Origin of the sequence: Pseudomonas entomophila (assembly GCF_013523125.1) — a bacterium.
Lineage (GTDB): Bacteria > Pseudomonadota > Gammaproteobacteria > Pseudomonadales > Pseudomonadaceae > Aquipseudomonas > Aquipseudomonas entomophila_B.
Window position 1 is genome coordinate 86,202 of record NZ_JAAMQJ010000003.1, and the last position, 24,705, is coordinate 110,906.

The following is a 24,705-nucleotide window of genomic DNA, read 5'->3' on the forward strand; positions in this document are numbered from 1 at the left end:
CACCGTCTTCACGCCTGCCAGGAGTCGACGACACGCTCCTGCCCTGTACTCAAAAAAATACCGGGTACCGCATCGGGTACCGTAAAGGAGAAGGTCATGCTGGAGCTCGCCAAAGAGCAGATAGCCATGGGGCAGGTAGCGGCCGACAAGCCCGCCGCACTGCGCCTGCTTGCGGACCGCCTGGTCGCCGACGGCCTGGTGGCCGAGGGTTACCTCAGTGGGCTGGAAGCCCGTGAAGCCCAAGGGTCGACGTTCCTCGGGCAAGGCATCGCCATTCCGCACGGCACGCCGGACACCCGTGAGCTGGTGTTCACCACGGGCGTGCGCCTGATGCAGTTTCCCGAGGGCGTGGACTGGGGCGGTGGGCAGATCGTCTACTTGGCGATCGGCATCGCCGCACGCTCGGACGAGCACCTTCGCCTGCTGCAGCTGCTGACCCGCGCCCTGGGCGAGACCGACCTGGCCGAAGCGCTGCGCCGCGCCAGCTCTGCCGAAGCGCTGCTCAAGCTGTTGCAGGGCGCACCCAAGGAACTGGCCCTGGACGCCCAGCTGATCGGCCTGCAGCAACCGGCCGAGGATTTCCAGGAGCTGGCCTGGCGGGGTGCGCGGCTGCTGCAACGCGCCGGCTGTGCCGACGAAGGCTTCGCTGGCGTACTGCAGCAGGCCGAGCCATTGCCTTTGGGTGAAGGGCTCTGGTGGTTGCACAGCGAGCGTCACGTGCGTCAGCCCGGTCTGGCCTTCGTCACCGCGCAACAGCCGCAGAGCTACCGCGGACAGCCGCTCAACGGCCTGTTCTGCCTGGCCAGTCTGGGCGCTGCCCACCAAGCCTTGCTCGAACGCCTGTGCCAGGTGCTGATCGAAGGCCGCGGCCAGATGCTCTACCAGGCCACCAGCAGCCGTGCGGTCCTGGAAGTCCTGGGCGAGCAGGTGCCGGCCGACTGGCCGAGCGAACGCATCGTGCTGGCCAATGCCCACGGGCTGCATGCACGCCCCGCCAAGGTGCTGGCGCAACTGGCCAAGGACTTCGAGGGCGATGTGCGCGTGCGCGTGGTGGAAAGCGGGCAACCGGCCGTGTCGGCCAAGAGCCTGAGCAAGCTGTTGAGCCTGGGCGCCCAGCGTGGCCAGACCCTGGAGCTGAGCGCCGAGCCGTCGATCGCGGCGGATGCCTTGCCGGTCTTGCTGGCAGCGATCGGCGAGGGCCTGGGCGAAACCGTCGAGCCTGTGCAGGCCAGCGAAAGCGTGGCAGAGCCGGCACCGTCCGCCGCGGCCGAACTCGTGGCGCGTGCGCCGGCTGCCGGCACGCGGATTCAAGGTGTCGCGGCGGCGCCCGGTATTGCCAGCGGCCCGGCGCACCTGCGCATCGAACGTGTCATCGACTACCCGAAGCGGGGCGAGTCACCTCGCGAGGAGCGCCTCAAGCTCGAACAGGCCATCACGGCGGTCAATGCCGATCTGCAACGGCTGATCGAACGCAGCGACCGGGCGATCGGCGAGATCTTCGTCACCCACCAGGAAATGCTCGCGGACCCAGGGCTGACCGACGAGATCGAACAGCGCATCGGCCAGGGCGAAAGCGCGGCCGCGGCCTGGATGACGGTCATCGAGGCGGCAGCCCAGCAGCAGGAATCGCTGCGCGATGCCCTGTTGGCCGAACGCGCCGCCGACCTGCGCGACATCGGTCGCCGGGTGCTGGCCCAGCTGTGCGGCATCAAGGAACCCGAAGAGCCGGCCGAGCCCTACGTGCTGGTCATGGCCGAAGTCGGCCCGTCGGACGTGGCGCGGCTCGACCCGACGCGCGTGGCCGGCATCCTGACCGCCCATGGCGGGGCCACCGCGCACAGCGCGATCGTCGCCAGGGCATTGGGCATCCCGGCCGTGGTCGGTGCAGGCGACAGCGTGCTGTTGCTGGAGCCCGGCACGGCGTTGCTGCTCGATGGCCAGCGCGGCCAGGTCAGTGTCGCACCGGCCGCAGATGAGCTGGCCCGGGCCCTGGCCGAGCGCGACGCCCGCGAGCGTCGCTTGCAGGCCGCCTGGGAACGTCGCATGGAGCCTGCCGTCAGTCGCGACGGCCAGGCCATCGAAGTGTTCGCCAACATCGGCGAAAGCACGGGGCTGGAGAAGGTCGTGGACTGCGGCGCCGAAGGTGTCGGCCTACTGCGCACCGAGCTGATCTTCATGGCCCATGCGCAGGCGCCCGACGTGGCCACGCAGCAGGCTGAGTACGCGCGCGTGCTGGAAGGCCTGGGCGGGCGTCCGCTGGTGGTGCGCACGCTCGATGTCGGCGGTGACAAGCCGCTGCCGTACTGGCCGATCGAGGCCGAAGAGAACCCGTTCCTGGGCGTGCGTGGCGTGCGCCTGACCCTGCAGCGGCCGCAGGTGATGGAAGATCAGTTGCGCGCGCTGTTGCTGGCCGCCGGTTCACGGCCCCTGCGGATCATGTTCCCCATGGTCGGGCAGATCCACGAGTGGCGCGAAGCCCGTGCGATGGTCGAGCGCCTGCGCCAGGAGATTCCGGTCGCCGACCTGCAGCTGGGCATCATGGTTGAGGTGCCCTCGGCCGCCTTGCTCGCCCCTCAACTGGCCCGCGAAGTGGACTTCTTCAGCATCGGCACCAACGACCTGACCCAGTACACCCTGGCCATCGACCGTGGCCATGCCAGCCTGTCGGCCCAGGCTGACGGCCTGCACCCGGCGGTCCTGCGGCTGATCGACATGACCGTGCGCGCCGCCCATGCCGAAGGCAAGTGGGTCGGCGTGTGTGGCGAGCTGGCGGCCGACCCGCAGGCGGTCGCCATCCTGTTCGGCCTGGAAGTGGACGAGCTGAGCGTGTCTGCCCGCAGCATTCCGGAAGTCAAGGCGCTGGTGCGCGAAACCGATTACCAGGCCGCGCGTGTCCTGGCCCGCGAAGCGCTGGCCCAGGACAGTGCGCAGGCCGTTCGCGCCTTGGTGGAGACGCACTGATGGCCAAGATACTGACCGTTACCCTCAACCCTGCGCTGGATGTGACCATCACCCTGGACGCCTTGCGCGCCGGGCACGTCAACCGTAGCCAGGGCCAGGCCACCCACGCGGCGGGCAAAGGCCTCAACGTGGCCCAGGTGCTCGCGGACCTGGGCAACAGCCTGACCGTCAGCGGCTTTCTCGGGAGCGACAATCCGCAACCCTTCGAAGCGCTGATGCAACAGCGTGGCTTTACCGACGGGTTCATCCGTGTGCCCGGCGAGACGCGCAGCAACCTCAAGCTGGTGGAGGCCGATGGCCGGGTCACCGACGTCAATGGCCAAGGGCCTGAGGTGAGCGAAGCGGCGCAGACGGCGCTGTTGCGTCGCCTGGAGAGCCTGGCGGTCGGCCACGACGCCGTGGTCGTCGCTGGCAGCCTGCCCCGTGGCGTCAGCCCGCAGTGGTTCCGGCAACTGCTGGTGCAGCTGCGCGAGCAAGGCCTGAAGGTGGTGCTCGACAGCAGTGGCGAGGCCCTGCGGGTCGGGCTCGAAGCGACGCCCTGGCTGGTCAAGCCCAATGCCGAAGAGTTGGCCGACGCGCTCGGCGTGCCGCTCGAGGAATCGACGGCGCGCCGTCAGGCCGTGGCACGCCTGCTCGATCAAGGGGTCGGGCACGTGGTGCTGTCCCAGGGCGAGGAGGGCGTCAGCTGGTTCGCGCCGGGGCACGCCCTGCAGGCCAAGCCGCCTGCGGTACGCGTGGCCAGCACCGTGGGCGCCGGCGATTCGCTGGTCGCCGGCATGGTCCATGGCCTGCTCAGCGGCGAGCCTGCCGAGCAGACCTTGCGCCGTGCGACGGCGATCGCCGCCCAGGCGGTGACCCAGGTCGGCTTCGGCATCCACGACCGTCCGCAGCTCGAGCGCCTGCAGGCAGGCGTTCAACTCACTTCCCTACACGAGGCTTGCCGATGAACATCGTCATTGTCACCGCCTGCCCCAACGGCCAGGTGTCCAGCGTGCTCAGCGCACGCCTGTTGGCCGCCAGCGCTCATGTCCGGGGCTGGCATACCCACGTCGAGATCCAGGACCCCCAGCATGCCAGCCCACAGGTCGAGTCGGCCGACATCGAGGCCGCCGACTGGATCCTGGTCGTGGCCACTGGCCCTGTGGACCTCGCGCGTTTCGACGGCAAGCGCCTGTACCAGGCGACACCGGCCGAAGCCCTAGCCGACCGCGAGCGCTTCCTTGACGAGGCGGCCGCCAACACCCATGTGCACCAGGCCTCAGCGTCCGCCGAGCCTCAAGCGGATACGAGCACGCCGCGCATCGTCGCCATCACCGCCTGCCCGACCGGTGTTGCACACACCTTCATGGCGGCCGAGGCATTGCAACAGGCAGCGGCCCAGGCCGGTTACACCTTCCACGTCGAGACCCAAGGCTCGGTGGGTGCCCGCAACCCGTTGCCGGACGAAGCCATCGCCGAGGCCGACGTGGTGCTGCTGGCCGCGGACATCGAAGTGCCGACCACGCGCTTCGCCGGCAAACGCATCTACCGGTGTGGCACCGGCATCGCCCTGAAGCAGGCCCGTGCGACCCTGGACAAGGCCTTGGCCGAAGGTCGTGTGGAAAGTGCCGGCCAGGCGACAGGTGGCGAGACCAAGAGCAGCGAGAAGGCCGGGGTCTACAAACACCTGCTGACCGGTGTGTCGTTCATGCTGCCGATGGTGGTGGCCGGCGGTCTGCTGATCGCCTTGTCGTTCGTCTTCGGCATCGAGGCCTACAAGGAAGCCGGTACTTTGCCCGCCGCGCTGATGCAGATCGGTGGCGAAGCGGCCTTCAAGCTGATGGTGCCGCTGCTGGCCGGCTACATCGCCTGGTCCATCGCCGACCGGCCGGGCCTGGCGCCGGGCATGATCGGCGGGCTGCTGGCGAGCAACCTGGAGGCTGGCTTCATCGGCGGCATCGTCGCGGGCTTTCTGGCCGGCTACAGCGCCAAGGCGATCGCCCGTTGGGTGCGACTGCCCAGCAGCCTGGAATCGCTCAAGCCGATCCTGATCATCCCGCTGCTGGCCAGCCTGTTCACCGGCCTGGTGATGATCTACGTGGTCGGTCACCCCGTGGCTGCCATGCTCGAAGGCCTGACGCACTTCCTCGACAGCATGGGCACCACCAACGCCGTGCTGCTGGGCCTGGTGCTGGGCGCGATGATGTGCGTGGACCTCGGCGGCCCGATCAACAAGGCGTCCTACGCCTTCTCGGTGGGCCTGCTGGCGTCGTCGAGCTACGCGCCGATGGCCGCGACCATGGCGGCGGGCATGGTGCCGCCGATCGGCCTGGGCATCGCCAGCTTCCTGGCGCGGCGCAAGTTCGCCCAGAGCGAGCGTGAAGCGGGCAAGGCTGCCCTGGTGCTTGGCTTGTGCTTCATTTCCGAAGGGGCGATCCCGTTCGCGGCCAAGGATCCGTTGCGGGTCATTCCGGCAAGCATCGCCGGTGGTGCCCTGACCGGTGCCCTGACCATGTACTTCGGCTGCAAGCTCATGGCACCGCACGGTGGTCTGTTCGTGCTGCTGATCCCCAACGCGATCAACCACGCGGCGCTGTACCTGCTGTCGATCCTGGCCGGTAGCGTGTTGACCGCCGTGATCTACGCGCTGATCAAGCGCAGTGAGCAGGTCGAGATGACCGTGGCGCCTGCGGCGCCGTGAGGTAGTCCAGCCTTCTTCAGGAGGGCGTCAGGGCCGCCCGGTACGGCCCTGACGGTAGCCAGCGAATAGAGCGAAGGCTCTGACACTACACGTCCTGAGAGGGCGGTGGCGTCAGAGCCTTCGCTCTTTTGGGGGTGCCTGTCATCGCTTGCGCCGCAACGGCTCCAGCAGCGCGCCCAACCCGTTGTGGTCGATCTCGTGCATCAAGGCCAGGAGCCGTCCCAATTCCCCTTCCGGAAACCCCTTGCGTGCGAACCAGGCCAGGTAGTCGCCCGGCAGGTCGGCAAGCGTGCGGCCCTGGTATTTGCCGAATGGCATGGTCCGCTCGACGAGCGATTGAAGCGCTTCAGGTTTCACGATGAGCCTCCCGGCCAGGCAAAGCGCGCACGATACTGCAATCTGCATGATGGCTGAAGTCGCCATCATGCAGAACACCACTCGCCATGGTGCCGTTCTTGTCGATAACCTGTTGATTTCTAATGACATCGAAAATTCTTTGAACCTGGCATGAAGCCTGCTCTCCCATATAGGGACTATCAACTGCCACGGAGTTTGAGCCATGAGCAATCCAAACAAAGAAGTGATTGATGTACTGAACAACCTGATCGAGTACAGCAAGGACGGCCAGAAAGGTTTCGAAGAGGCTGTTGATGACCTGAAGAACCCAGAGCTGAAGGCCTTTGCCCGTCAGCGCGCCGAAGGTTGCGCACAGGCAGCCCGTGAGCTGCAGGCCGAAGTGAAGTCGCTCGGTGGCGACCCGGAGACCTCTACCAGCTTCACCGGTGACCTGCACCGTGGCTGGGTCAACCTGAAGTCGGCACTGACCGGCAAGGAAGACAAGGCGGTCTTCGAAGAGCTGGAGCGTGGTGAAGACTACGCACTGAAGGCCTACAAAGACGCCGTCGAGAAGCTGGCCAAGCTGGGCCATGGCGACGTCGCCGTCGGCCATACCACCGTCAGCACCGGCGTAGGTGCCACCCATGTCGGCGCCACCGATGGCCTGACCAGCACCGCCACTACTGCCGCCACCGGTAGTGGTCCATACGCGCTGGTGCGCAAGCAGCTCGAAGGCGTACAGAAGAATCATGACGAAGTCAAAGCCCTGCGCGATCGTGAAATCGCCAAGGCCAAGCACGCCTGATTCATAGGCCATCCCTGTGTCGTCAGGTCAACGCAGGCTGCGTGCCTGACAGGATGGCCGACATAGAGGCTCATGGTCGCAAGCCGTGAGCCATCATCGGACAGAGGCAGTGTCTCAACGCGGGTGCGAATACGTTTCGCCCTGCCGACAGCACTGCCTCTTTCCGTTTCGGGTGCGCAGTCCTACGGTCAGAAGATGTTCAATGGATAATCGACGATCACCCGGTATTCATCGACATCGTTGTCTACCCACGAATACCCTTGACTACCCCGATGGCTGGCATAGCGCAGCTGTACGGCCAGGTCTTTGAACTGACCCTCCTGAACCACGTAGCGCACGTCCAGATCGCGCTCCCAGTGGTGCGCGTCCTTGCCGTCGGGGTTGTACCAGTTGCCATAGCCGCTGCTGCTGCGATCGGCCTTGGTCAGGTCGATCTCCCCGCGCGAATAGGACAGCGTCGTGCTTAGCCCAGGATAGCCCAGTGCCGAGAGGTCATAGCCATACTGCAGTTTCCAGGAGCGCTCGTTGGGCCCGTTGAAGTCCGAGTACATGCGCGAGTTGTCGAGAAAGACGCTGTCGCCCTGGTTGATGTAGTCGAACGGGGTGTCGCCGTTGACCCGCTGGTAGGCGGCGGTGACGCTATGGCCGTTGACGTCCAGGGTCAGGTGCAGGCTGTAGGTGTTGTTGTCGATGCTGCCGAGCAGGGCCTTGCCGGTGTCCTGGGTATGGTAGACGTGGAATCCAGGGTTGAGGCTGACATGGTCGTTGATGACATGGATGTACTCGACATCGGCGTAGTACTGGTTCCAGATGTCTTGAAGTTCGGCACCATACAGGCTGGCGGTGATGTTCGGTGTACCGCTCCAGGTCGCACCGGCCCAGTTCAGGTGATGGCTTTTGCTACCGTCGGCCAGCGTGCCGTAGAAGGTGTCGATACGACGGTGCCCGCTCTGGTTGTAGGGCTTGGTGAAGCTGACCTGGCCGCCTTCGAGCGCGAGGCCGTCGATGCTGTTGTTGGTCAGGCTGACGCCACGGAAGGTCTGCGGCAGCATGCGCGTCTCGCCGCCGGCGATCACCGGGTTGGTGAGGAACAGGTCGCCGGCCTTGAGTTCGGTGTCGAACGCCTTGAGCTTGATTGCCGCCCCTGCCGTGGAGAAGGTGCCCGGCGCCTTGCCCAGTTCGCCGTCGTCCTGGTAATGCAGCGGCAGGATGCTGGTCCCGGCATGCCCACCACCGCCATCGAGTTTCAGGCCCAGCATGGCGTGCGCATCGAGCCCGAAGCCTACCGTGCCAGGTGTGTAGCCGGACTGGAAGCGGGCGACGAATCCCTGGCCCCATTCACGGCTGTCGGCATTGCCCCGATCGAGCTGATTGCGATTGAAATAGGCATTGCGTGCGTTGACGTTCAATGAGGCGCCTTCGATGAAGCCTTCGGGTTGATCGTCAGCAGCGTGAACGGCAGCGGGGATCGTTGCAGCCATTGCAACGAAAAGCGACGTTAAACGGGACACGATGGGCACCGGTACGGGCTCCTTTTGTACGAGAGGGTGGGCAGGTCGTGTTATCGGCCCGGCTACTTTCTCGTCAGGAACGTACACACCGCGAAGGAATGAACCGCACACGAAGGAAAAGCCGCCGGTCGGCCAACGGCTGCGTAAACTACCATACCGGACCCTGCGTGTCGTGGCACCGTCGGTGTACCGGTGCCTGTACCGACGCTGGGATCAGCTGTCACCGTGAGTCTGTTCGGTGGCCTTGGAGGCCGTCTGCTGTGCGCCTTGCAGTCCTTCGGCAGGGTGGGCGGTCAGGGCCTCGCGGGCCTCTTGATGAGTGGCTTGAAGCGCTGCATTCCGGGCGACGAATGCGGGTGATTCCTCGGCCATCGCCCAAGGCGACGCCAGCAGGCCCGACAGGAGGGAGACACAAACGAGTGTGGAATGGGTCGACATGGGTAACGTCCTTCTTGCCAGGCAAGTATCGGTTGGATACCCCTACGGTAGGCGTGGGACGCACCTGGAAACAGCAGGCTGCTGAAGAATCACTGTTGCATTCAAGGTAACAATTTGCCCAGGATGGGTCGTCATGTCCTTCAGAAGCCGCGCGCTTGAGCGAGTCGAACGCGCGAACGGGATAGGCACGCCTATCCTGGCATGAATTGGAAAACCTGGGGGTGGGGCGACGAGAGGCGCGCGTCGTGTTCAGCGAATCAACCGACCCTTGAGTGACGAGGCTTGCCATTCACTGACGAAGGCGCGTTGCTGTTGCTTGTCGAAGAGACACAGCTCGGTGCCGGTGCGTTTGTTCATGTGCTTTTGCGGATAGGTCCCCTCGAGCACCAAAGCGCTGTAGCCGACCTGATCTTCGAACTCGACCGGTTTGCCACGCACGTGGGCGTCCTTGAACTGACTGGCGGCCAGGCAGGTCTTGAGGACTTGCTGACGGTGTTCGGTCCAGGCCTGTTCACTGGAGGCTTGGGCGGTGCCGGCCGACACCAGGCAGGCCAGCAGAGGAAGAATGAAACGTTTCATGGCGGTCTCGCGTGGGCATGACAGTGACCACAGAGTAATGCCAATCGCGCCGTCGATTCAAAACTTCGTTGCCCGCTGCGTCCTGTGCGGCCATTGCAGGGACGCACGCGATCTCAGCGCTCGGCGAAGACCACGGCCTCGGCGGCCGTCATCAGACAGTCGGTCAGCTCCGGGGAGGAGAATTTGGTCAGGATGGCATTGGCACCGCAGAGCGTGGCTTTTTCACCGGCCATGGCGCTGTCCAGCGAGGTATGCAACAGGACGTAGAGGTGCTGGAAGTCCGGCGTCTCGCGCAAGGTACGGGTGAAGGCATAGCCGTCCATTTCCGACATCTCGATGTCGGAGACCACGATGTTGATCTCCTTGTCGGTGCCTTGCAGCTCCAGCAGCACGTCGATGGCCTCGCGGGCGCTACGCGCCGTGCGGCATTCGATGCCCAGGTTGCGCAACGTGAACACCGATTGCTGCAATGCCACCAGGCTGTCGTCGACCACCAGGATGTTGGCCGCTGCCAACAGCATCGACTGATCGTGGTCCAGGGCACCCACGGGTGAGTCCTGGCTGGGTGGAACGATGCCCTGCAGGACCTTTTCGATGTCCAGGACCTGGACCAGTTGCCCGTCGACCTCCGTGACGCCGGTGATGAAAGCGCTGCGGCCCGACCCGTGGGGCGGCGACTTGATGTCGTGACTGCTGCAATGAATGATCCGACTGACCGATTGCACGTGCAGGCCTTGGCGCGACCGGCTGATGTCGGTGACGATCAGGCAGCCACCCTGGGGGTCGGCCAACGGACGCTCGCCAATGGCCCGGGACAGGTCGATGACCGACAGCGCCTGGCCGCGCAGAGTCGCCACGCCCCGCACGTGCGGATGCGACTGCGGCAGCACGGTCAGGACAGGGCAGGGGATGATTTCGCTGACCTTGAGCAGGTTGATCGCCATCAGCTTGCCACTGCGCAGGGTGAACAAGAGCAGTGACAGAGCGTCCGCACGGGCGTTTCGGGTGGGCATGGTGATCGTCTGGCTCGATTGAACAGGTTGTCAGGTTATCGACCTGAAAGAGGCAGGCTTTAACATCAGCGACGACATTGAATCGCAGGATTGCAGGACAACGACGCTGGGCTGCACGGCAACACGCCGGCTCAGGCGTGTGCTTTATAAAGACAGGCGGCAGTGCTCAGCGCACGCCGAGCCGCTTGGCCAGTCGGTTCAGGTTGGCCCGGTCCAGTTGCAGTTCGCGCGCCACTGCCGCCCAATTGCCTGCCTGACGCGCCAGAGCGGCGGCGATCACCTGCCGCTGGTAGTCGTCCAGGGCTTGACGCAGACCGCCCTCGGTCGCGGCAGGGGAGGGGGGGTTGGCGAGGACGGGAGCCGAGGGTTGTTCCGGGCTCAGGTCAAGGTCAGCGACCTCCAGCGTCAAGATCCGCGGGCGGTTTTCCTGGCGACCCAAAGCCTTGAGCGCCGAGCGTCCGATCAGGTGCTCGAGCTCGCGCACGTTGCCTGGCCAGGCGTACTGGAGCAGGGCCGCCTGCGCCGGCTGGCTCAGGCGCAGGCCGTTGAGCCCCATGCGTGAACGGTTCTGCTCGAGGAAGTAGCCGGCCAGCAGCAGCACGTCGCGCCCGCGCTCGCGCAACGGTGGGACCTGCAGGGGGTACACGCTCAGGCGGTGGTAGAAGTCGGCGCGGTAGCGGCCCTCGCGCACGGCTTCGGCCAGGTCCCGGTTGGTCGCCGCGATCAGTCGTACGTCCACATGGTGCTCACGGTCCGACCCCAGGCGTTGCAACTGGCCGCTCTGCATGACGCGCAGCAGCTTGGCCTGCACGGTGAGCGACAGTTCGCCGACCTCATCCAGGAACAGGGTACCGCCGTGGGCCAGCTCGAACTTGCCACGCCGTTCGCCATGCGCGCCGGTAAAGGCGCCCCGCACATGGCCGAACAGCTCGCTTTCGACCAGGGTCTCTGGCAGCGCCGCGCAATTGAGACTGATCAGCGGTTTGTGCGACCGGTCGCTGGCCTGGTGCAGCGCCTGTGCCACCAGCTCCTTGCCGACCCCCGTCTCGCCGGTGATCAGCACCGTCATCGGGCTCGCACCCACCAGGCGGATTTCATCCAGCAGATGCTGATGCGCCGGGCTTTGGCCAATCATCTCCTGGCGCTGGCCGCCGGCCTCTCGGTAAAGCTCGGCCCGCTGTTGGGCATCCTCGGCGCGCAGGGCCAGGTATTCGATGCGCTGGGCGACCGTGACGGTCGCGGCAGCCAGGCTGGCGAACGCCTGCAGCGCGTCCAGCTCGGCGGTGCCGAACTGTCCGGGTGTCAGCGAGTCGAGTGTCAGCAGCCCCCAAGGTCGATCGTTGACGCTCAAGGGGCAGCCCATGCAATCGTGCACTTCGAGGTCGACCTCGGGTGCGTTGATCAAGCCATCGTAGGGATCGGGCAGTTCGCTGTCGCTGGCGAAGCGCGTCGGCTGGTGGCTGTCGAGCAGGATCGCGAACCGCGGGTGTTCGCTGACCCGGAATCGCCTGCCCAGGGTATCGGCCGACAAGCCGTCGACCGCCAGCGGGACCAGCCACTCGCCTTCGAGCTTCAGCAACGCTGCCGCATCGCATGGCAACAGCGCGCGCATGGCGTGCAACAGACGACGGTAGCGTTCCCGATCGGGCAGATCGCAGGACAGGTCGCTGACCAAGGGCAACATCGCCGTCAGCAAGGCATTCGAGGTCATAATGACTCCTGGTAGTCGGTAAGACTCTACCGGATCAGCAGTCATTATGACCTGACCTGTATCAAGACGCCCTGTTTGCAGGGTTGCAAGGTTGGCACGGTTCCTGAACACGCTCGTGTATCCGATTCGTGTCTACCTTGCCCTTTGGAGTACTGCCATGCTCGATGACCACCAACGTACGATCATCAAGGCCACTGTCCCGCTGCTGGAAACCGGCGGTGAAGCGCTGACCACGCATTTCTACGCCATGATGCTCGACGAATACCCTGAGGTACGCCCGCTGTTCAACCCGGCGCACCAGGCCAGTGGTGCTCAACCCCGTGCCTTGGCCAACGCGGTGCTGATGTATGCGCGTCACATCGACCGGCTCGAGCAACTGGGCGGTCTGGTCGGGCAGATCATCAACAAGCATGTAGCGCTGCAGATCCTGCCCGAGCATTACCCCATCGTCGGCACCTGCCTGCTGCGGGCCATCCGCGAGGTCCTGGGCGAGGACATCGCCACCCCGGCCGTCATCGAGGCCTGGGCGGCGGCCTACCAGCAACTGGCCGACCTGCTCATCGGCGCCGAGGAAGACCTGTACCAGCAGAAGGCACAAGCCACCGGTGGCTGGCGTGGCGCTCGGTCCTTCCGGCTGGTACGGCGCGAGCGGGAAAGCCAGGAGATCGTCTCGTTCTACTTCGAGCCGGTGGACGGCCAGCCCGTGCTCAAGGCCGAGCCGGGCCAGTACATCGGGGTGCAGCTGTTCATCGATGGGGTCGAGCAGCGGCGCAACTACTCGCTGTCCTCGCGCTGCGATGGTCGGCAGTACCGGATCAGCGTCAAGCGCCAGCCGGACGGCACGGCGTCCAACTACCTGCACGATCGCCTGCAGGTGGGCGACACGGTGCCGATGTTCCCACCGGCGGGCGACTTCACTCTGACGGACGAGCCGGGCCCTCTGGTGTTCATCAGCGGCGGTGTGGGTATCACCCCGACCCTGGCCATGCTCGAAGCTGCGCTCGAACAGGGGCGAGCAGTGACGTTCATTCACTGCGCCCGCAATGCGGCAGTGCACGCCTTCGGCGATTGGGTCGATGCGCTGGCGGCACGTCATCCGCAGCTCAAGCGGTTCTATTGCTATGCCGAGAGCGACGGCACGCCAGGCGCCGATGCCATCGGCTTGCTGGATCAGGCCCTGCTCGAGCGCTGGCTGCCACGCGATGCGCAGGTGTACTACCTCGGGCCGCAGCCGTTCATGGCAGCCGTGCGCCGTCATCTCCAGGCGCTGGGCGTGCCTGAGTCGCGGATGCACCATGAGCACTTCGGACCGGCGGCCGCGCTGGCCTGAGCGGTCCGGCGGCTCTTACCCTTACCACTGCGTCGGGTGTAGGAGATTCCATGGTTTCTGCCAAGCCCATATTTTGCCTTGGCAGAAACCGTAGAATCGCTCCTGCGTGGGAGGCGTGTGGGCCTGTCAGGTCAATACGCTGCCTCGACGGTGCAGCCGTCCTTGTCGGGAAAGGGTGCTGTGCGCTCTCGGTGATCGGGTCGTTTCAAATACGAACACGTTTCATCTTTAATGGACGATTAATCCCTGTATCCTTCACTCGCCACGGCTACCGCGCGTGGCAACGTCGTGCCGTGGCCGCCCGATTCGTGCGGATGTGCCGTGAACCGTTCGGCCAAAGACCAGTCTGAATCCTCCCGGACAGACTGGACGTCGGTGTCCTACGAGCGTTCGCGACTCAGCAGCGTCCCGTGCCGTCTTGTCCATCGAAGGAAATCGCAATGAACGACTACACCTCGCGCCTGAACCGTGAACGGCGCTTTCTGGTACTGTTGGGGCTGATCTGCCTGGCGCTGATCGGCGGGGCGCTGTACATGCAGGTCGTGCTGGGCGAGGCGCCTTGCCCCCTGTGCATCCTGCAGCGGTACGCGTTGCTGTTGATCGCGCTGTTCGCCTTCATCGGCGCGGCGATGCCCACGGCCCGGGGTGTGACACTGTTCGAGGGCCTGGTGGTACTCAGCGCGATCGGCGGGGTGATTGCAGCCGGCCGCCATGCGTATATACTCGCCAACCCGGACGTCAGCTGCGGCATCGACGTCCTGCAGCCCATCGTCGATGAGCTGCCCTTGGCCAAGGTCTGGCCGCTGGTGTTCCAGGTCGATGGATTCTGCACCACGCCCTATCCTCCCGTGCTGGGGTTGTCGTTGGCCCAATGGGCCTTGCTGGCCTTCGTGCTGACCGCCGTGCTGGTGCCCGTCGGCCTCTTTCGCAACCGCCGCCGCCCCTAGACCAAGCGCGACACTTGCGCAAGTCGAGTGACCTGGCAAGTGGCCCTGAAAATCCTGTGGTTAATCCCTTTGGAATGGGCCAAGGCCTTGAAGTAGAAGGGCTAGAAGGGGTTCCGCAGGGGTGTGACAAACTGTCGCGAACCTGATTTTTCAGGGCTTATTGTTGCAGATCCTGCAAGAGACTGTTGCTCAATAAGTCATAGTCAAGGGTTTGCGACCTATCTACAATCGCCCCCAATTTCCGTTCGGCACTGCTTGCAAGTCGCAGGAATGAAGGAAGCCAAGGCTCCTTTTTGCTGACTTAGCCAAGCGTCGCCCAACGGCGATACCGGGCGGATCTCCCTCCGCGTTTTCTCGCACCAAATGGACTTGGTCTGCAGTACGGGCTAAGCCTACGAAGCCCTATGACACCGCAACTGTGCTCGATGCCGCGTTTCAGCAGTCGAACACCCCGGCACGAGCGCATTCGCACCACATGCTGACGCTTGGCAGGACGAAGTGTTGGTGACCAAAACATAATTGCATTGAAGCAAGCTGATCTAGAGGTCGTGAGATGAGTAAAAAGCGTTACCCCAGACTGTTTGGCATTCTGCCCTTTTTAGGCATGCTTTTACTCAGTGGGTGCAACTGGACCCTGCTCGACCCGAAAGGTCAGGTCGGCATTGAGCAAAAGAACCTGATCCTGATCGCATTCGGCCTGATGTTGCTGGTTGTGATCCCGGTCATCATCATGACCCTGGTCTTTGCCTGGAAGTACCGTGCCACCAACAAGGCCGCCACCTACACGCCCGACTGGTCGCACTCGACCAAGATCGAAGCCGCCGTGTGGCTGATCCCGATCCTGATCATCATCGCCCTAGGCGTGGTGACCTACAAGACGACCCACTCGCTCGACCCTTACCGTCCACTGGATTCCGACGTGAAGCCCGTGCAGATCGACGTGGTCGCGCTAGACTGGAAATGGCTGTTCATCTATCCAGAACAAGGCATCGCCACGGTCAACAAGATCGTCTTCCCTGCCAACACGCCCGTGAATTTCCGCGTGACCTCTGACGCCGTGATGAACTCCTTCTTCATTCCAGGTCTGGGCGGCCAGATCTACGCGATGGCGGGCATGACCACCAAGCTGCACCTGATCGCCAACGAGAACGGTGAGTTCGACGGTATCTCGGCGAACTACAGCGGCGCCGGCTTCACCGGCATGAAGTTCAAGGCCACTGCAACGTCCCAGGCCGATTTCGACGCCTGGGTCAACGAAGTCAAGCAGTCGCCGAAGAAGCTGGAAAAGGCGCAGTACGAAGCCTTGGCCAAACCTAGCGAAAACAACCCGGTAGAGCTGTACGGCGAAGTGCCGGCCGACCTGTTCCAGACCATCGTCGACAAGTACGAAGGGATGAACCGCGGCAAGCCACTCAGCCACGAAGGTAGCAAGGACGTGGCCACTACCAAGGGTGCGGAGTCGAGTATGCAACCAGCTGCTGGGGCAGAGGAGTAAGAGATGTTCGGTAAATTAAGTCTGGAGGCGGTACCTTTCCACGAGCCGATAGTGATGGTGACGCTTGCCATCATCGCGCTCGGTGGTATCGCTGTGGTAGGTGGCATCACCTACTTCCGCAAGTGGAATTACTTGTGGAGCGAATGGCTGACCTCGGTCGACCACAAGAAGATCGGCGTGATGTATATCATCGTCGCCATGGTCATGCTGCTGCGCGGCTTCGCCGACGCCATCATGATGCGTTCCCAGCAGGCGCTCGCCACCGGCGGCTCCGAAGGCTATCTGCCGCCTGAACACTATGACCAGATCTTCACCGCCCACGGTGTGATCATGATCATCTTCATGGCGATGCCGTTCTTCACCGGCCTGATGAACCTGGCCCTGCCTCTGCAGATCGGTGCGCGCGACGTTGCCTTCCCGTTCCTGAACTCCCTGAGCTTCTGGCTGCTGGTCGCTGGCGTGATCCTGGTCAACGTCTCCCTCGGGGTCGGTGAGTTCGCCAAGACCGGTTGGGTCGCGTATCCGCCGCTGTCGGGAATCGAGTACAGTCCTGGGGTCGGTGTCGACTACTACATCTGGGCGCTTCAGTTATCGGGTCTGGGCACGACGTTGACCGGCGTGAACTTCCTGGTCACCGTGGCCAAGATGCGCGCGCCTGGCATGAAGCTGATGGACATGCCGATCTTCACCTGGACCTGCACCTGGGCCAACGTCCTGATCGTGGCCTCGTTTCCGATCCTGACCGCTGCGCTCGCCCTGCTGACCGTTGACCGTTATCTGGACTTCCACATTTTCACCAACGAGCTTGGTGGGAACCCGATGATGTACGTCAACCTGTTCTGGGCATGGGGTCACCCTGAGGTCTACATCCTGATCCTGCCGGCCTTCGGCGTGTTCTCGGAAGTCACCTCGACCTTCTCCAGCAAGCGCCTGTTCGGCCACCACGCGATGATCTACGCATCGGGTGCGATCGCCATCCTGGGCTTCGCGGTCTGGCTGCACCACTTCTTCACCATGGGTGCCGGCGCGAGCGTCAACACCTTCTTCGGTCTGGCGACGATGCTCATCTCGATCCCGACCGGCGTGAAGCTGTTCAACTGGCTGTTCACGATGTACCAAGGTCGCGTGCGGTTCACCCCGCCGATGCTGTGGACCCTGGGCTTCATGGTCACCTTCTCGATCGGCGGCATGACCGGCGTCCTGCTGGCCGTACCGGGTGCCGACTTCGTGCTGCACAACAGCCTGTTCGTGATCGCACACTTCCACAACGTGATCATCGGTGGTGCCGTGTTCGGCTACATCGCGGGCTTCGCGTTCTGGTTCCCGAAAGCGTTCGGCTTCACCCTGAACGAGAAGTGGGGCAAGGCAGCGTTCTGGTTCTGGATCTCCGGCTTCTACGTGGCCTTCATGCCGCTGTACGCGCTGGGCTTCATGGGCATGACCCGTCGCCTGAACCACACCGACAACCCACTGTGGGAACCCTACCTGTACGTCGCCGTCGTCGGTGCCGCACTGATCGCCTGCGGTATCGCCTGCCAGCTGATCCAGCTCTTCGTGTCGGTCCGCGACCGCAACCAGAACCTGGACGTGTCCGGCGACCCATGGGGCGGCCGTACCCTGGAATGGTCGACTTCGTCGCCACCTCCGTTCTACAACTTCGCCACCATGCCGGAAAAAGTCGGTCTGGATGCCTGGCATGAAGCCAAGGAAGCGGGCGTCGCGTACAAGGTTCCGGCCAAGTACGAAGCGATCCACATGCCGAACAACACCTCGACCGGTGTGTTCATGGGCCTGCTGCTGGCAGTCTTCGGCTTCGCGTTCATCTGGCACATCTGGTGGCTGGTCGGCGTCAGCCTGGTCGCGACCATCGCAGTCTTCGTTCGCCACGCTGCACGTGACGACCAGGGCTACATGGTGCCTGCCGAGGAAGTGGCGCGTATCGAAGGTGAACGTCAACGGGCCCTGCAGCTCGCCGGCGTGCCTACCGGTGGCGCTCGTGTCGAAACGTTTGAACGGGTTTAATCAATGTCCAGTCATGTAATCAATGCTGGTGACCATGGTCACGACCATGGTCACGATGATCACCACCACGACTCGGGCCAGATGACCGTCTTCGGTTTCTGGCTCTACCTGATGACCGACTGCATCCTGTTTGCGTCGCTCTTCGCCACCTACGCGGTGCTGTCCGGCAGTTTTGCCGGCGGCCCGTCGGGTCACGACATCTTCGAACTGCCGTTCGTGGCCGTCGAGACCGGTCTGCTGCTGTTGTCGAGTATCACCTTCGGCTTCGCCATGCTGCAGATGTTCAAGGGCAACAAGAGCGGTGTGCTGGGCTGGTTGGCCATCACCTTCCTGTTCGGTGCCGGCTTCATCGGGATGGAAATCTACGAATTCCACCACCTGATCAACGAAGGTTTCGGTCCTAACCGCAGCGGCTTCCTGTCGGGCTTCTTCGCCCTGGTGGGTACCCACGGTCTGCACGTGACCTCGGGTCTGATCTGGATGGCGATCCTGATGTACCAGATCAACACCAAAGGCATCACCCCGACCGTCAAGACCCGCATGAGCTGCCTGAGCCTGTTCTGGCACTTCCTGGACGTGGTCTGGATCTGCGTCTTCACCGTCGTCTACCTGCTGGGGGTTCTGTAATGGCCAATGCACACGACACTCATCACGAAGGCAATCACGGTAGCGTGAAGTCGTATGTCATCGGCTTCGTCCTGTCGGTGATCTTGACTGCGATCCCCTTCGGCCTGGCGATGTACCCGAGCCTGCCGAAGAACCTGACCGTACTGGTCATCGTGGCGCTGGCCGTCATCCAGGTTGTAGTGCACCTGTTCTACTTCCTGCACATGGACCGCTCGAAAGAGCAGCGCAACAACTTGACGACGTTCCTGTTCACCACCGTGGTGATCGCTCTGCTGGTCGGTCTGTCGCTGTGGATCATGTTCAGCATCCACGTCGAAATGATGGCCAAGTGAGGTAAGACAGCATGTCCCTGAAGCACTTTATCCAGATCACCAAACCGGGCATCATCTTCGGTAACGTGCTTTCCGTGGCGGGGGGCTTTTTCCTCGCCGCGCAGGGTCATGTGGACTTCGCGCTGTTCCTGGCGGTGGTGGTGGGGACGTCCCTGGTCGTCGGTTCCGGTTGTGCATTCAACAACTGCATCGACCGTGACATCGACCAGAAGATGGAACGAACCAAGAACCGCGCCATGGTGCAGGGCGCCATGTCCCTTCCGGTAGCGCTGGCCTATGCCACGCTGCTGGGCGTCGTCGGCTTCAGCCTGCTGTACGTGCGTGCCAACCCGTTGGCGGCTTACTGCGCATTGGCAGGCTTTGTCATCTACGTCGGTTTCTATAGCCTCTGGCTGAAGCGTCGCTCGGTGCACGGCACCTTGGTTGGCAGCCTGTCCGGTGCCATGCCTCCGGTGATCGGCTACTGCGCCGTGAGCAACAGCTTCGACCTGGCAGCCGTCACCCTGCTGGTGATGTTCAGCCTGTGGCAGATGCCCCACAGCTTCGCCATCGCCATCTTCCGCTTCAACGACTACCGCGCGGCGAAGATTCCGGTCCTGCCGGTGGCGCGCGGTATCTTGGCGGCCAAGAAGCAGATCGTGCTGTACGTGCTGGCCTTCGTGCTCGCGACCTTGATGTTGACCCTGGGCGGCTATGCCGGCCTGGGCTACCTGGCCGTCGCGGCTGCCATGGGCCTGTACTGGTTGTACATGGCCTGGGGCGGCTACAAGGCCGAGGACGACAGCAAGTGGGCGCGCAAGGTGTTCGGCTTCTCCATCCTCACCGTCACCGCCCTGAGCGTGATGATGTCGGTGGACAGCCAGACCGCCACGGACGTGCTGATGACCTATGCTCGCTGATTCAGCAACCGCTTGACCAAAGACCCCGGCCTTCGTGCCGGGGTTTTTGTTTGGGGAGGTCATGCGCAGCAAGAATGAGCGTTCACGGGGTCAACTTGTAAAAGCCCCTGAAAATTATCCCAAAAACACGGTTTTAACCTTTACAGAAGCTTACATTCGGCATTATCTTTCGATCAGGTCACTGCAGTGACCAACGTCGCTCGGACGGTTCCGGGCGCTTACGTCTTTCGAGGAAATCATGGCCGAACAAGGTTCGCCGCGCCGCTTCGCGCGCATCGATCGTCTCCCCCCTTACGTCTTCAACATCACCGCCGATCTCAAGATGGCCGCTCGCCGCCGTGGCGAAGACATCATCGACTTGAGCATGGGCAACCCCGATGGCGCCACGCCGCCGCACATCGTCGAGAAACTCGTGCAGGTCGTGCAGCGCGAAGACACGCATGGCTATTCCACGTCCCGCGGTATCCCGCGGCTGCGACGCGCCATCTCGCGGTGGTACCAGGATCGCTACCAGGTCGACATCGACCCCGAGAGCGAAGCCATCGTCACCATCGGCTCCAAGGAAGGCCTGGCGCACCTGATGCTCGCCACCCTCGACCAGGGCGACACGGTGCTGGTGCCCAACCCCAGCTACCCGATCCACATCTACGGCGCGGTCATCGCCGGCGCGCAGGTACGCTCCGTGCCGCTGATCCCCGGGGTGGATTTCTTCAATGAGCTCGAACGGGCCATCCGCGAGTCGATTCCCAAACCGAAGATGATGATCCTCGGTTTCCCCTCCAACCCGACCGCGCAGTGCGTCGAGCTGGATTTCTTCGAGCGCGTGGTCGCGCTCGCCAAACGCTACGACGTGCTGGTCATCCACGACCTGGCCTACGCCGACATCGTCTACGACGGCTGGAAGGCACCGTCGATCATGCAGGTGCCGGGCGCCAAGGACATCGCGGTGGAGTTCTTCACCCTGTCCAAGAGCTACAACATGGCCGGCTGGCGGATCGGCTTCATGGTGGGCAACCCCGAGCTGGTCAGCGCCCTGGCACGGATCAAGAGCTACCACGACTACGGCACCTTCACGCCCCTACAAGTGGCGGCCATCGCGGCCCTGGAAGGCGACCAGCAGTGCGTGCGCGATATCGCCGAGCAGTATCGCCAGCGTCGTAACCTGCTGGTCAAGGGGCTGCATGAACTGGGCTGGATGGTCGAGAACCCCAAGGCCTCGATGTACGTCTGGGCGAAGATTCCCGAGCACTATGCACATCTTGGTTCGCTGGAGTTCGCCAAGAAGCTGCTGGCCGACGCCAAGGTGTGCGTCTCGCCCGGCATCGGTTTCGGCGAGTATGGTGATGACCACGTACGCTTCGCCCTGATCGAGAACCCGGATCGCATCCGCCAGGCCATTCGCGGGATCCGGCAGATGTTCCGGGCCGATGGGGTGTTGGCGCGGTAGGGCGGGAAGCGACGAGCTGCAAGCTGCAAGCTACAAGCTACAAGCGGATCTGTAGGGCTGCGGGATAGCGAAGCAGGTGTTCAAGCTAGGCGCTGCATTCACAGCCATGCAGCGCTTGCAGCTTGCTGCTCGCCGCTCGTAACTTTTCCTCCTGCACCCCTTCTCACGCACGCGCGGTTGGATTACAAAGAGCGGCGGGGCAGACCCGCCCACTCCCAACCTCTTTCAGCCTGCCCATCATGTCCGAAACCAATCCTTGCTTGAACTGCGGCGCCTGCTGCGGGTATTTCCGTGTGTCCTTCTTCTGGGGCGAGTGCGTGTCGGCAGGCGGGCTGGTGCCTGACGAGGCCGTGGTGCAGATCAGCCCGAGCCGTGTGGCGATGATCGGTACCGACAGCAAGCCCTGTCGCTGCACGGCCTTGAGCGGAGAGGTGGGCCAGCAGGTGGCCTGCACGCTCTACGCCCAGCGTTCCAGCACCTGTCGCGAGTTCGAAGCGTCGTGGGAGCACGGTGAGCACAATCCGAGCTGCGACGCTGCACGCGCCGCCTATGGCTTGCCAGCGCTCACGCCGCCCGGGGCCAACGAGCCGCACTGGCCGGATGACGGCATCGCCGTGGCCTGACGCCAGGCGCGGTAGCTGTCGTGCGCGTGGCAGGTCAGGTAAGGTCGGTGCGTTCGCTTCATCGCCTGGAGAGCCAACGTGGCCGCGCGTTACCTGACCTTTACCTTGATCCTGCTGGGCGTCGGCCTGTGCTTCGACGGCGCGCACATGCGTGGCGGTGCGCACATGCCTGCTGTGCAGATGCTGATCTACGGGCCCTGGGGGGTGCCGTTCGGACTGACCCAATGGTTCGCCAACCCGCTGTTCGCCCTGGCCATCCTGATCCATCGCCGTTACCGACGTCTGTCGTTGGGCTTTGGTCTTTGGGCGCTGTACCTGGCAGTCAACAGCTTCACCATCGAGCGCCTGCCCGACAATCAGAGCTACGCCTTCCATGACGTGACCCACCTGGGCCTGGGCTTCTACCTGTGGTCGAGTGCCATGGTCGTGTTCTGCCTGGGGCAGGGCTGGCAGGTCTGGACCGCGCGAGGCCGGCAGGACGTACCCGGCTGGTCCTGGCCAGACCTGGCGCTGCTGGTGGCGATCGCAGGGCTCATCTATGGGGCGACGCAGCTCGAGTCGCTGCGCTTCGACAGCGACCAGGTGCTCATGCCACCGGTGCAGACAGTGCTCTGACCGGCCTGCACGATCTGCATCACGTCGTGGCGCCCGACCTGCAGCCGTTCACTGCCTCGTCGTGTCGCGCGGCGCCCGCGCTTCCAGGTAGGCCTTGACCTGTACGGCGTCGCCGATGAACTCGATGCGCTCGGCCTTGGCCTCGCGCTGATAGGCGTACATCGGGTCGTAGTACTCATTGAGCAGGCCTTCGATCCAGCCCCGATGCGCCTCGACCGAACCGCTGCGCAACTGCTCGTCCAGCGCCTGTTGCAACAGGCCGGACAAGCGCTGGAAACGCTCGCCGCCAAGCCGCTTGTAGATACGCGCCATGCTCTGCTGCAGCCGTTCGGCGAACGCCGGCAGGCCCTGCTCAGGCCCATGCAGTGCGACGAACTCGGCGCTCAGGTCGATCACGTAGTCGCGCAGGATGCGCTCGACGCGGTTGTCGAAGCGGTCCTCCAGCCACACCAGGGGATAGTGCTGCATGCCCTGGTGCAGCTCGAGCGGCACGGTGCAACTGCCGACGATGCGGCCTTCGTCCTCGAGCACGAACTGGCCGATACCGCGGTCGCGCTTTCTGAGCACATCGATCGCCAGGGCGTTCTCGAAGTCGATCTGCGCCGGTTGCCCGGTGGCACGCTTGCCGAAGCTGGAGCCGCGGTGGTTGGCATGGCCTTCCAGGTCGATCACGTTGTCCAGCTGCGCCAGCACATCGGTCTTGCCGGTGCCGGTCAGACCGCCGATCAACACGAAGTCGCACTGCGCCACGGCCTCGGCGGTGGTTTCCACCAGGAACGTGCGCAGAGCCTTGTAGCCCCCGGCGATGCGCGGGTAGTCGATGCCCGCTTCCTGCTTGAGCCACTGCTGGGCGATCTGCGAGCGCAGGCCGCCCCGGAAGCAATACAGGTAACCCTCGGGGTGGGCCTTGGCGAACTGCGCCCAGGCGTCCAGGCGCGCCTGCTTGATCTCGCCGCTGACCAGCTGGTGCCCCAGGGTGATGGCCGCCGCCTGGCCTTGCTGCTTGTAGCAGGTACCGACGCGCTGGCGCTCGCTGTCGGTCATCAAAGGCAGGTTGACCGTGCCAGGGAAGGCCCCTTTGGCGAATTCGATGGGCGCGCGCATGTCCATCATCGGCGCGCCTTGCAGGAACAGCGTGCGGAAATCCGTGCAGTCGTCGCGCATCAGAGCACCTCGACTGCATGACGCTGTCGCTCGACCAGCTCGCCGATCGGCGCCAGGTCCAGCCCCAGTTCGGCCGCCACCGCGAGAAACTCGGTCTCGCCCTCGGGCGCGACTGCCACCAGCAAGCCGCCGCTGGTCTGCGGGTCGCACAGCAGGTGTTTCTGGTCGTCGCTGAGCGCGCCGAGCTTGTGCCCGTAGCTGGCGTGGTTACGCAGGGTGCCGCCCGGAATGCAGCCCTCCACCAGGTAGTGCTCGACGCTGGGCAGACGGGGCACCCGGTCGTAATGCAGGTGAGCGGTCAGGCCGCTGCCCTCGGCCAGTTCCACCAGGTGGCCCAGCAGGCCGAAGCCGGTGACGTCGGTCATGGCCAGGACGCCGTCCAGCTTGCCGAAGCGGCTGCCTGGCGTGTTGAGCGTGCACATCCAGTCCCGCGCCAGGCCCTGATCCTGGGGGCGCAGCTTGGCCTTCTTCTCGGCGGTGGTGAGGATGCCGATGCCCAACGGCTTGGTCAGGTACAGCCGGCAGCCGGCGCGGGCGGTGTCGTTGCGCTTGAGGTGGCGCTTGCTGACCACCCCGGTGACCGCCAGGCCGAAGATCGGCTCGGGGGCGTCGATCGAGTGCCCCCCGGCCAGCGGGATGCCCGCTTCGGCGCACACGGCGCGCCCGCCGCGGATCACCTCGCGGGCGACTTCAGGCGCCAGCAGGTTGACCGGCCATCCCAGGATGGCGATCGCCATCAGCGGGTCGCCGCCCATGGCGTAGATGTCGCTGATGGCATTGGTGGCGGCGATCCGGCCGAAGTCGTACGGATCGTCGACGATCGGCATGAAGAAATCGGTGGTCGAGACCACGCCGCGTTCATCGTCCAGGGCATAGACCGCGGCATCGTCGCGCGAGGCATTGCCGACCCACAGGTTGGGGTCCAGGGCCTGAGTGCCGCTCTCGGCAAGGATCACGTCCAGCACCTGGGGGGAAATCTTGCAACCGCAGCCGGCACCGTGGCTGTACTGGGTCAGGCGAATCGGCTCGCTCATACGCACCTCTGAAGTTCTGATGTGCGATTGTAGCAAAGCTGGCCTTTGCGCCCGTGGCTCTTATAATCAGCCGACACGCGGCGACGGGTGTCAATCGGTGACAGGGCCTCAGGCGCGGTGGTTTTTCCATTACGGT

General features: G+C 64.0%; 22 protein-coding genes. 14 read left to right on the forward strand and 8 right to left on the reverse strand.

Translation table 11 applies throughout. The features are described from left to right. Positions 1-96: 96 nt before the first annotated feature. The 3 genes from ptsP to G7007_RS02970 are packed head-to-tail and all read left to right on the forward strand — an operon-like array spanning position 97 to position 5,641. The gene (ptsP, locus tag G7007_RS02960) at positions 97-2,961 is read left to right on the forward strand and encodes a phosphoenolpyruvate--protein phosphotransferase (protein ID WP_181098955.1); all 2,865 of its coding nucleotides are present in this window, start codon (positions 97-99) and stop codon (positions 2,959-2,961) included. After that, the gene (gene pfkB / locus G7007_RS02965) at positions 2,961-3,908 is read left to right on the forward strand and encodes a 1-phosphofructokinase (RefSeq protein ID WP_181098956.1); all 948 of its coding nucleotides are present in this window, start codon (positions 2,961-2,963) and stop codon (positions 3,906-3,908) included. The genes ptsP and pfkB overlap by 1 nt, the downstream gene beginning before the upstream one ends. After that, positions 3,905-5,641, forward strand: a complete 1,737-nt coding sequence (locus G7007_RS02970) for a fructose-specific PTS transporter subunit EIIC (RefSeq protein ID WP_181098957.1) — start codon at positions 3,905-3,907, stop codon at positions 5,639-5,641. Before pfkB ends, G7007_RS02970 begins: the two co-directional genes overlap by 4 nt. A 141-nt stretch (positions 5,642-5,782) precedes the next feature. On the opposite strand, the gene G7007_RS02975 is transcribed toward G7007_RS02970, so the two are convergent. Next, the gene (locus G7007_RS02975) at positions 5,783-5,998 is read right to left on the reverse strand and encodes a DUF3820 family protein (protein ID WP_181099052.1); all 216 of its coding nucleotides are present in this window, start codon (positions 5,996-5,998) and stop codon (positions 5,783-5,785) included. A 202-nt stretch (positions 5,999-6,200) separates the two neighbouring features. On the opposite strand from G7007_RS02975, the gene G7007_RS22475 reads away from it, so the two are divergent. Then, a complete protein-coding gene (locus G7007_RS22475) occupies positions 6,201-6,782 on the forward strand; it encodes a ferritin-like domain-containing protein (protein WP_181098958.1) in 582 nt (193 codons plus the stop codon). Positions 6,783-6,970: 188 nt separating this feature from the next. Here G7007_RS22475 and G7007_RS02985 read toward each other — a convergent pair whose 3' ends face one another. The 5 genes from G7007_RS02985 to norR all read right to left on the reverse strand — a co-directional run bounded on the left by G7007_RS02985 (position 6,971) and on the right by norR (position 12,034). Further along, a complete protein-coding gene (locus tag G7007_RS02985) occupies positions 6,971-8,263 on the reverse strand; it encodes an OprD family porin (protein WP_219858918.1) in 1,293 nt (430 codons plus the stop codon). A gap of 243 nt (positions 8,264-8,506) precedes the next feature. Continuing rightward, positions 8,507-8,731 (reverse strand): hypothetical protein, encoded by a 225-nt coding sequence (locus G7007_RS02990; protein WP_181098960.1) that lies wholly within the window; start codon positions 8,729-8,731, stop codon positions 8,507-8,509. A 249-nt stretch (positions 8,732-8,980) separates the two neighbouring features. Continuing rightward, a complete protein-coding gene (locus G7007_RS02995) occupies positions 8,981-9,310 on the reverse strand; it encodes a hypothetical protein (RefSeq protein ID WP_181098961.1) in 330 nt (109 codons plus the stop codon). Positions 9,311-9,423: 113 nt separating this feature from the next. Continuing rightward, positions 9,424-10,323 carry a chemotaxis protein gene (locus tag G7007_RS03000; RefSeq protein ID WP_181098962.1) on the reverse strand — a complete coding sequence of 300 codons (900 nt, stop codon included), beginning with the start codon at positions 10,321-10,323 and terminating at the stop codon, positions 9,424-9,426. 166 nt (positions 10,324-10,489) lie between these two features. Beyond that, on the reverse strand, positions 10,490-12,034 hold the full coding sequence (norR, locus tag G7007_RS03005) for a nitric oxide reductase transcriptional regulator NorR (RefSeq protein ID WP_181098963.1): 1,545 nt from the start codon (positions 12,032-12,034) through the stop codon (positions 10,490-10,492). Positions 12,035-12,191: 157 nt separating this feature from the next. Here norR and hmpA point away from each other — a divergent pair, with 157 nt between their 5' ends. The 10 genes from hmpA (at position 12,192) to G7007_RS03055 (ending at position 22,371) form a co-directional block, all read left to right on the forward strand. Next, on the forward strand, positions 12,192-13,364 hold the full coding sequence (hmpA, locus tag G7007_RS03010; protein WP_181098964.1) for an NO-inducible flavohemoprotein: 1,173 nt from the start codon (positions 12,192-12,194) through the stop codon (positions 13,362-13,364). A 440-nt stretch (positions 13,365-13,804) separates the two neighbouring features. Beyond that, positions 13,805-14,311 (forward strand): disulfide bond formation protein B, encoded by a 507-nt coding sequence (locus G7007_RS03015; RefSeq protein ID WP_181098965.1) that lies wholly within the window; start codon positions 13,805-13,807, stop codon positions 14,309-14,311. A 553-nt stretch (positions 14,312-14,864) separates the two neighbouring features. Next, entirely contained in the window at positions 14,865-15,806 is a 942-nt protein-coding gene (gene cyoA, locus G7007_RS03020) for a ubiquinol oxidase subunit II (RefSeq protein WP_060392635.1), read from the forward strand. Positions 15,807-15,809: 3 nt separating this feature from the next. After that, complete coding sequence (cyoB, locus tag G7007_RS03025; RefSeq protein WP_181098966.1) at positions 15,810-17,828, forward strand: cytochrome o ubiquinol oxidase subunit I; 2,019 nt, start codon at positions 15,810-15,812, stop codon at positions 17,826-17,828. A 3-nt stretch (positions 17,829-17,831) separates the two neighbouring features. Then, positions 17,832-18,455: a cytochrome o ubiquinol oxidase subunit III gene (locus tag G7007_RS03030; protein ID WP_181092952.1), complete on the forward strand. Its 624-nt coding sequence runs from the start codon at positions 17,832-17,834 to the stop codon at positions 18,453-18,455. Continuing rightward, entirely contained in the window at positions 18,455-18,787 is a 333-nt protein-coding gene (gene cyoD / locus G7007_RS03035) for a cytochrome o ubiquinol oxidase subunit IV (protein ID WP_181092951.1), read from the forward strand. The genes G7007_RS03030 and cyoD overlap by 1 nt, the downstream gene beginning before the upstream one ends. Before the next feature lie 11 nt (positions 18,788-18,798). Next, complete coding sequence (cyoE, locus tag G7007_RS03040; protein ID WP_060392639.1) at positions 18,799-19,686, forward strand: heme o synthase; 888 nt, start codon at positions 18,799-18,801, stop codon at positions 19,684-19,686. A gap of 238 nt (positions 19,687-19,924) precedes the next feature. Then, entirely contained in the window at positions 19,925-21,133 is a 1,209-nt protein-coding gene (alaC, locus tag G7007_RS03045; RefSeq protein ID WP_181098967.1) for an alanine transaminase, read from the forward strand. Positions 21,134-21,372: 239 nt separating this feature from the next. Beyond that, the gene (locus G7007_RS03050) at positions 21,373-21,756 is read left to right on the forward strand and encodes a YkgJ family cysteine cluster protein (RefSeq protein ID WP_060392641.1); all 384 of its coding nucleotides are present in this window, start codon (positions 21,373-21,375) and stop codon (positions 21,754-21,756) included. A 78-nt stretch (positions 21,757-21,834) separates the two neighbouring features. Then, complete coding sequence (locus G7007_RS03055) at positions 21,835-22,371, forward strand: hypothetical protein (RefSeq protein ID WP_181098968.1); 537 nt, start codon at positions 21,835-21,837, stop codon at positions 22,369-22,371. A 48-nt stretch (positions 22,372-22,419) separates the two neighbouring features. On the opposite strand, the gene mnmH is transcribed toward G7007_RS03055, so the two are convergent. Together mnmH and selD are read right to left on the reverse strand one after the other, a co-directional pair. Then, complete coding sequence (gene mnmH / locus G7007_RS03060) at positions 22,420-23,535, reverse strand: tRNA 2-selenouridine(34) synthase MnmH (RefSeq protein ID WP_181098969.1); 1,116 nt, start codon at positions 23,533-23,535, stop codon at positions 22,420-22,422. Then, positions 23,535-24,569, reverse strand: coding sequence for a selenide, water dikinase SelD (gene selD / locus G7007_RS03065; protein ID WP_181098970.1), 1,035 nt, complete (start codon positions 24,567-24,569; stop codon positions 23,535-23,537). Before selD ends, mnmH begins: the two co-directional genes overlap by 1 nt. Positions 24,570-24,705: the final 136 nt, after the last annotated feature.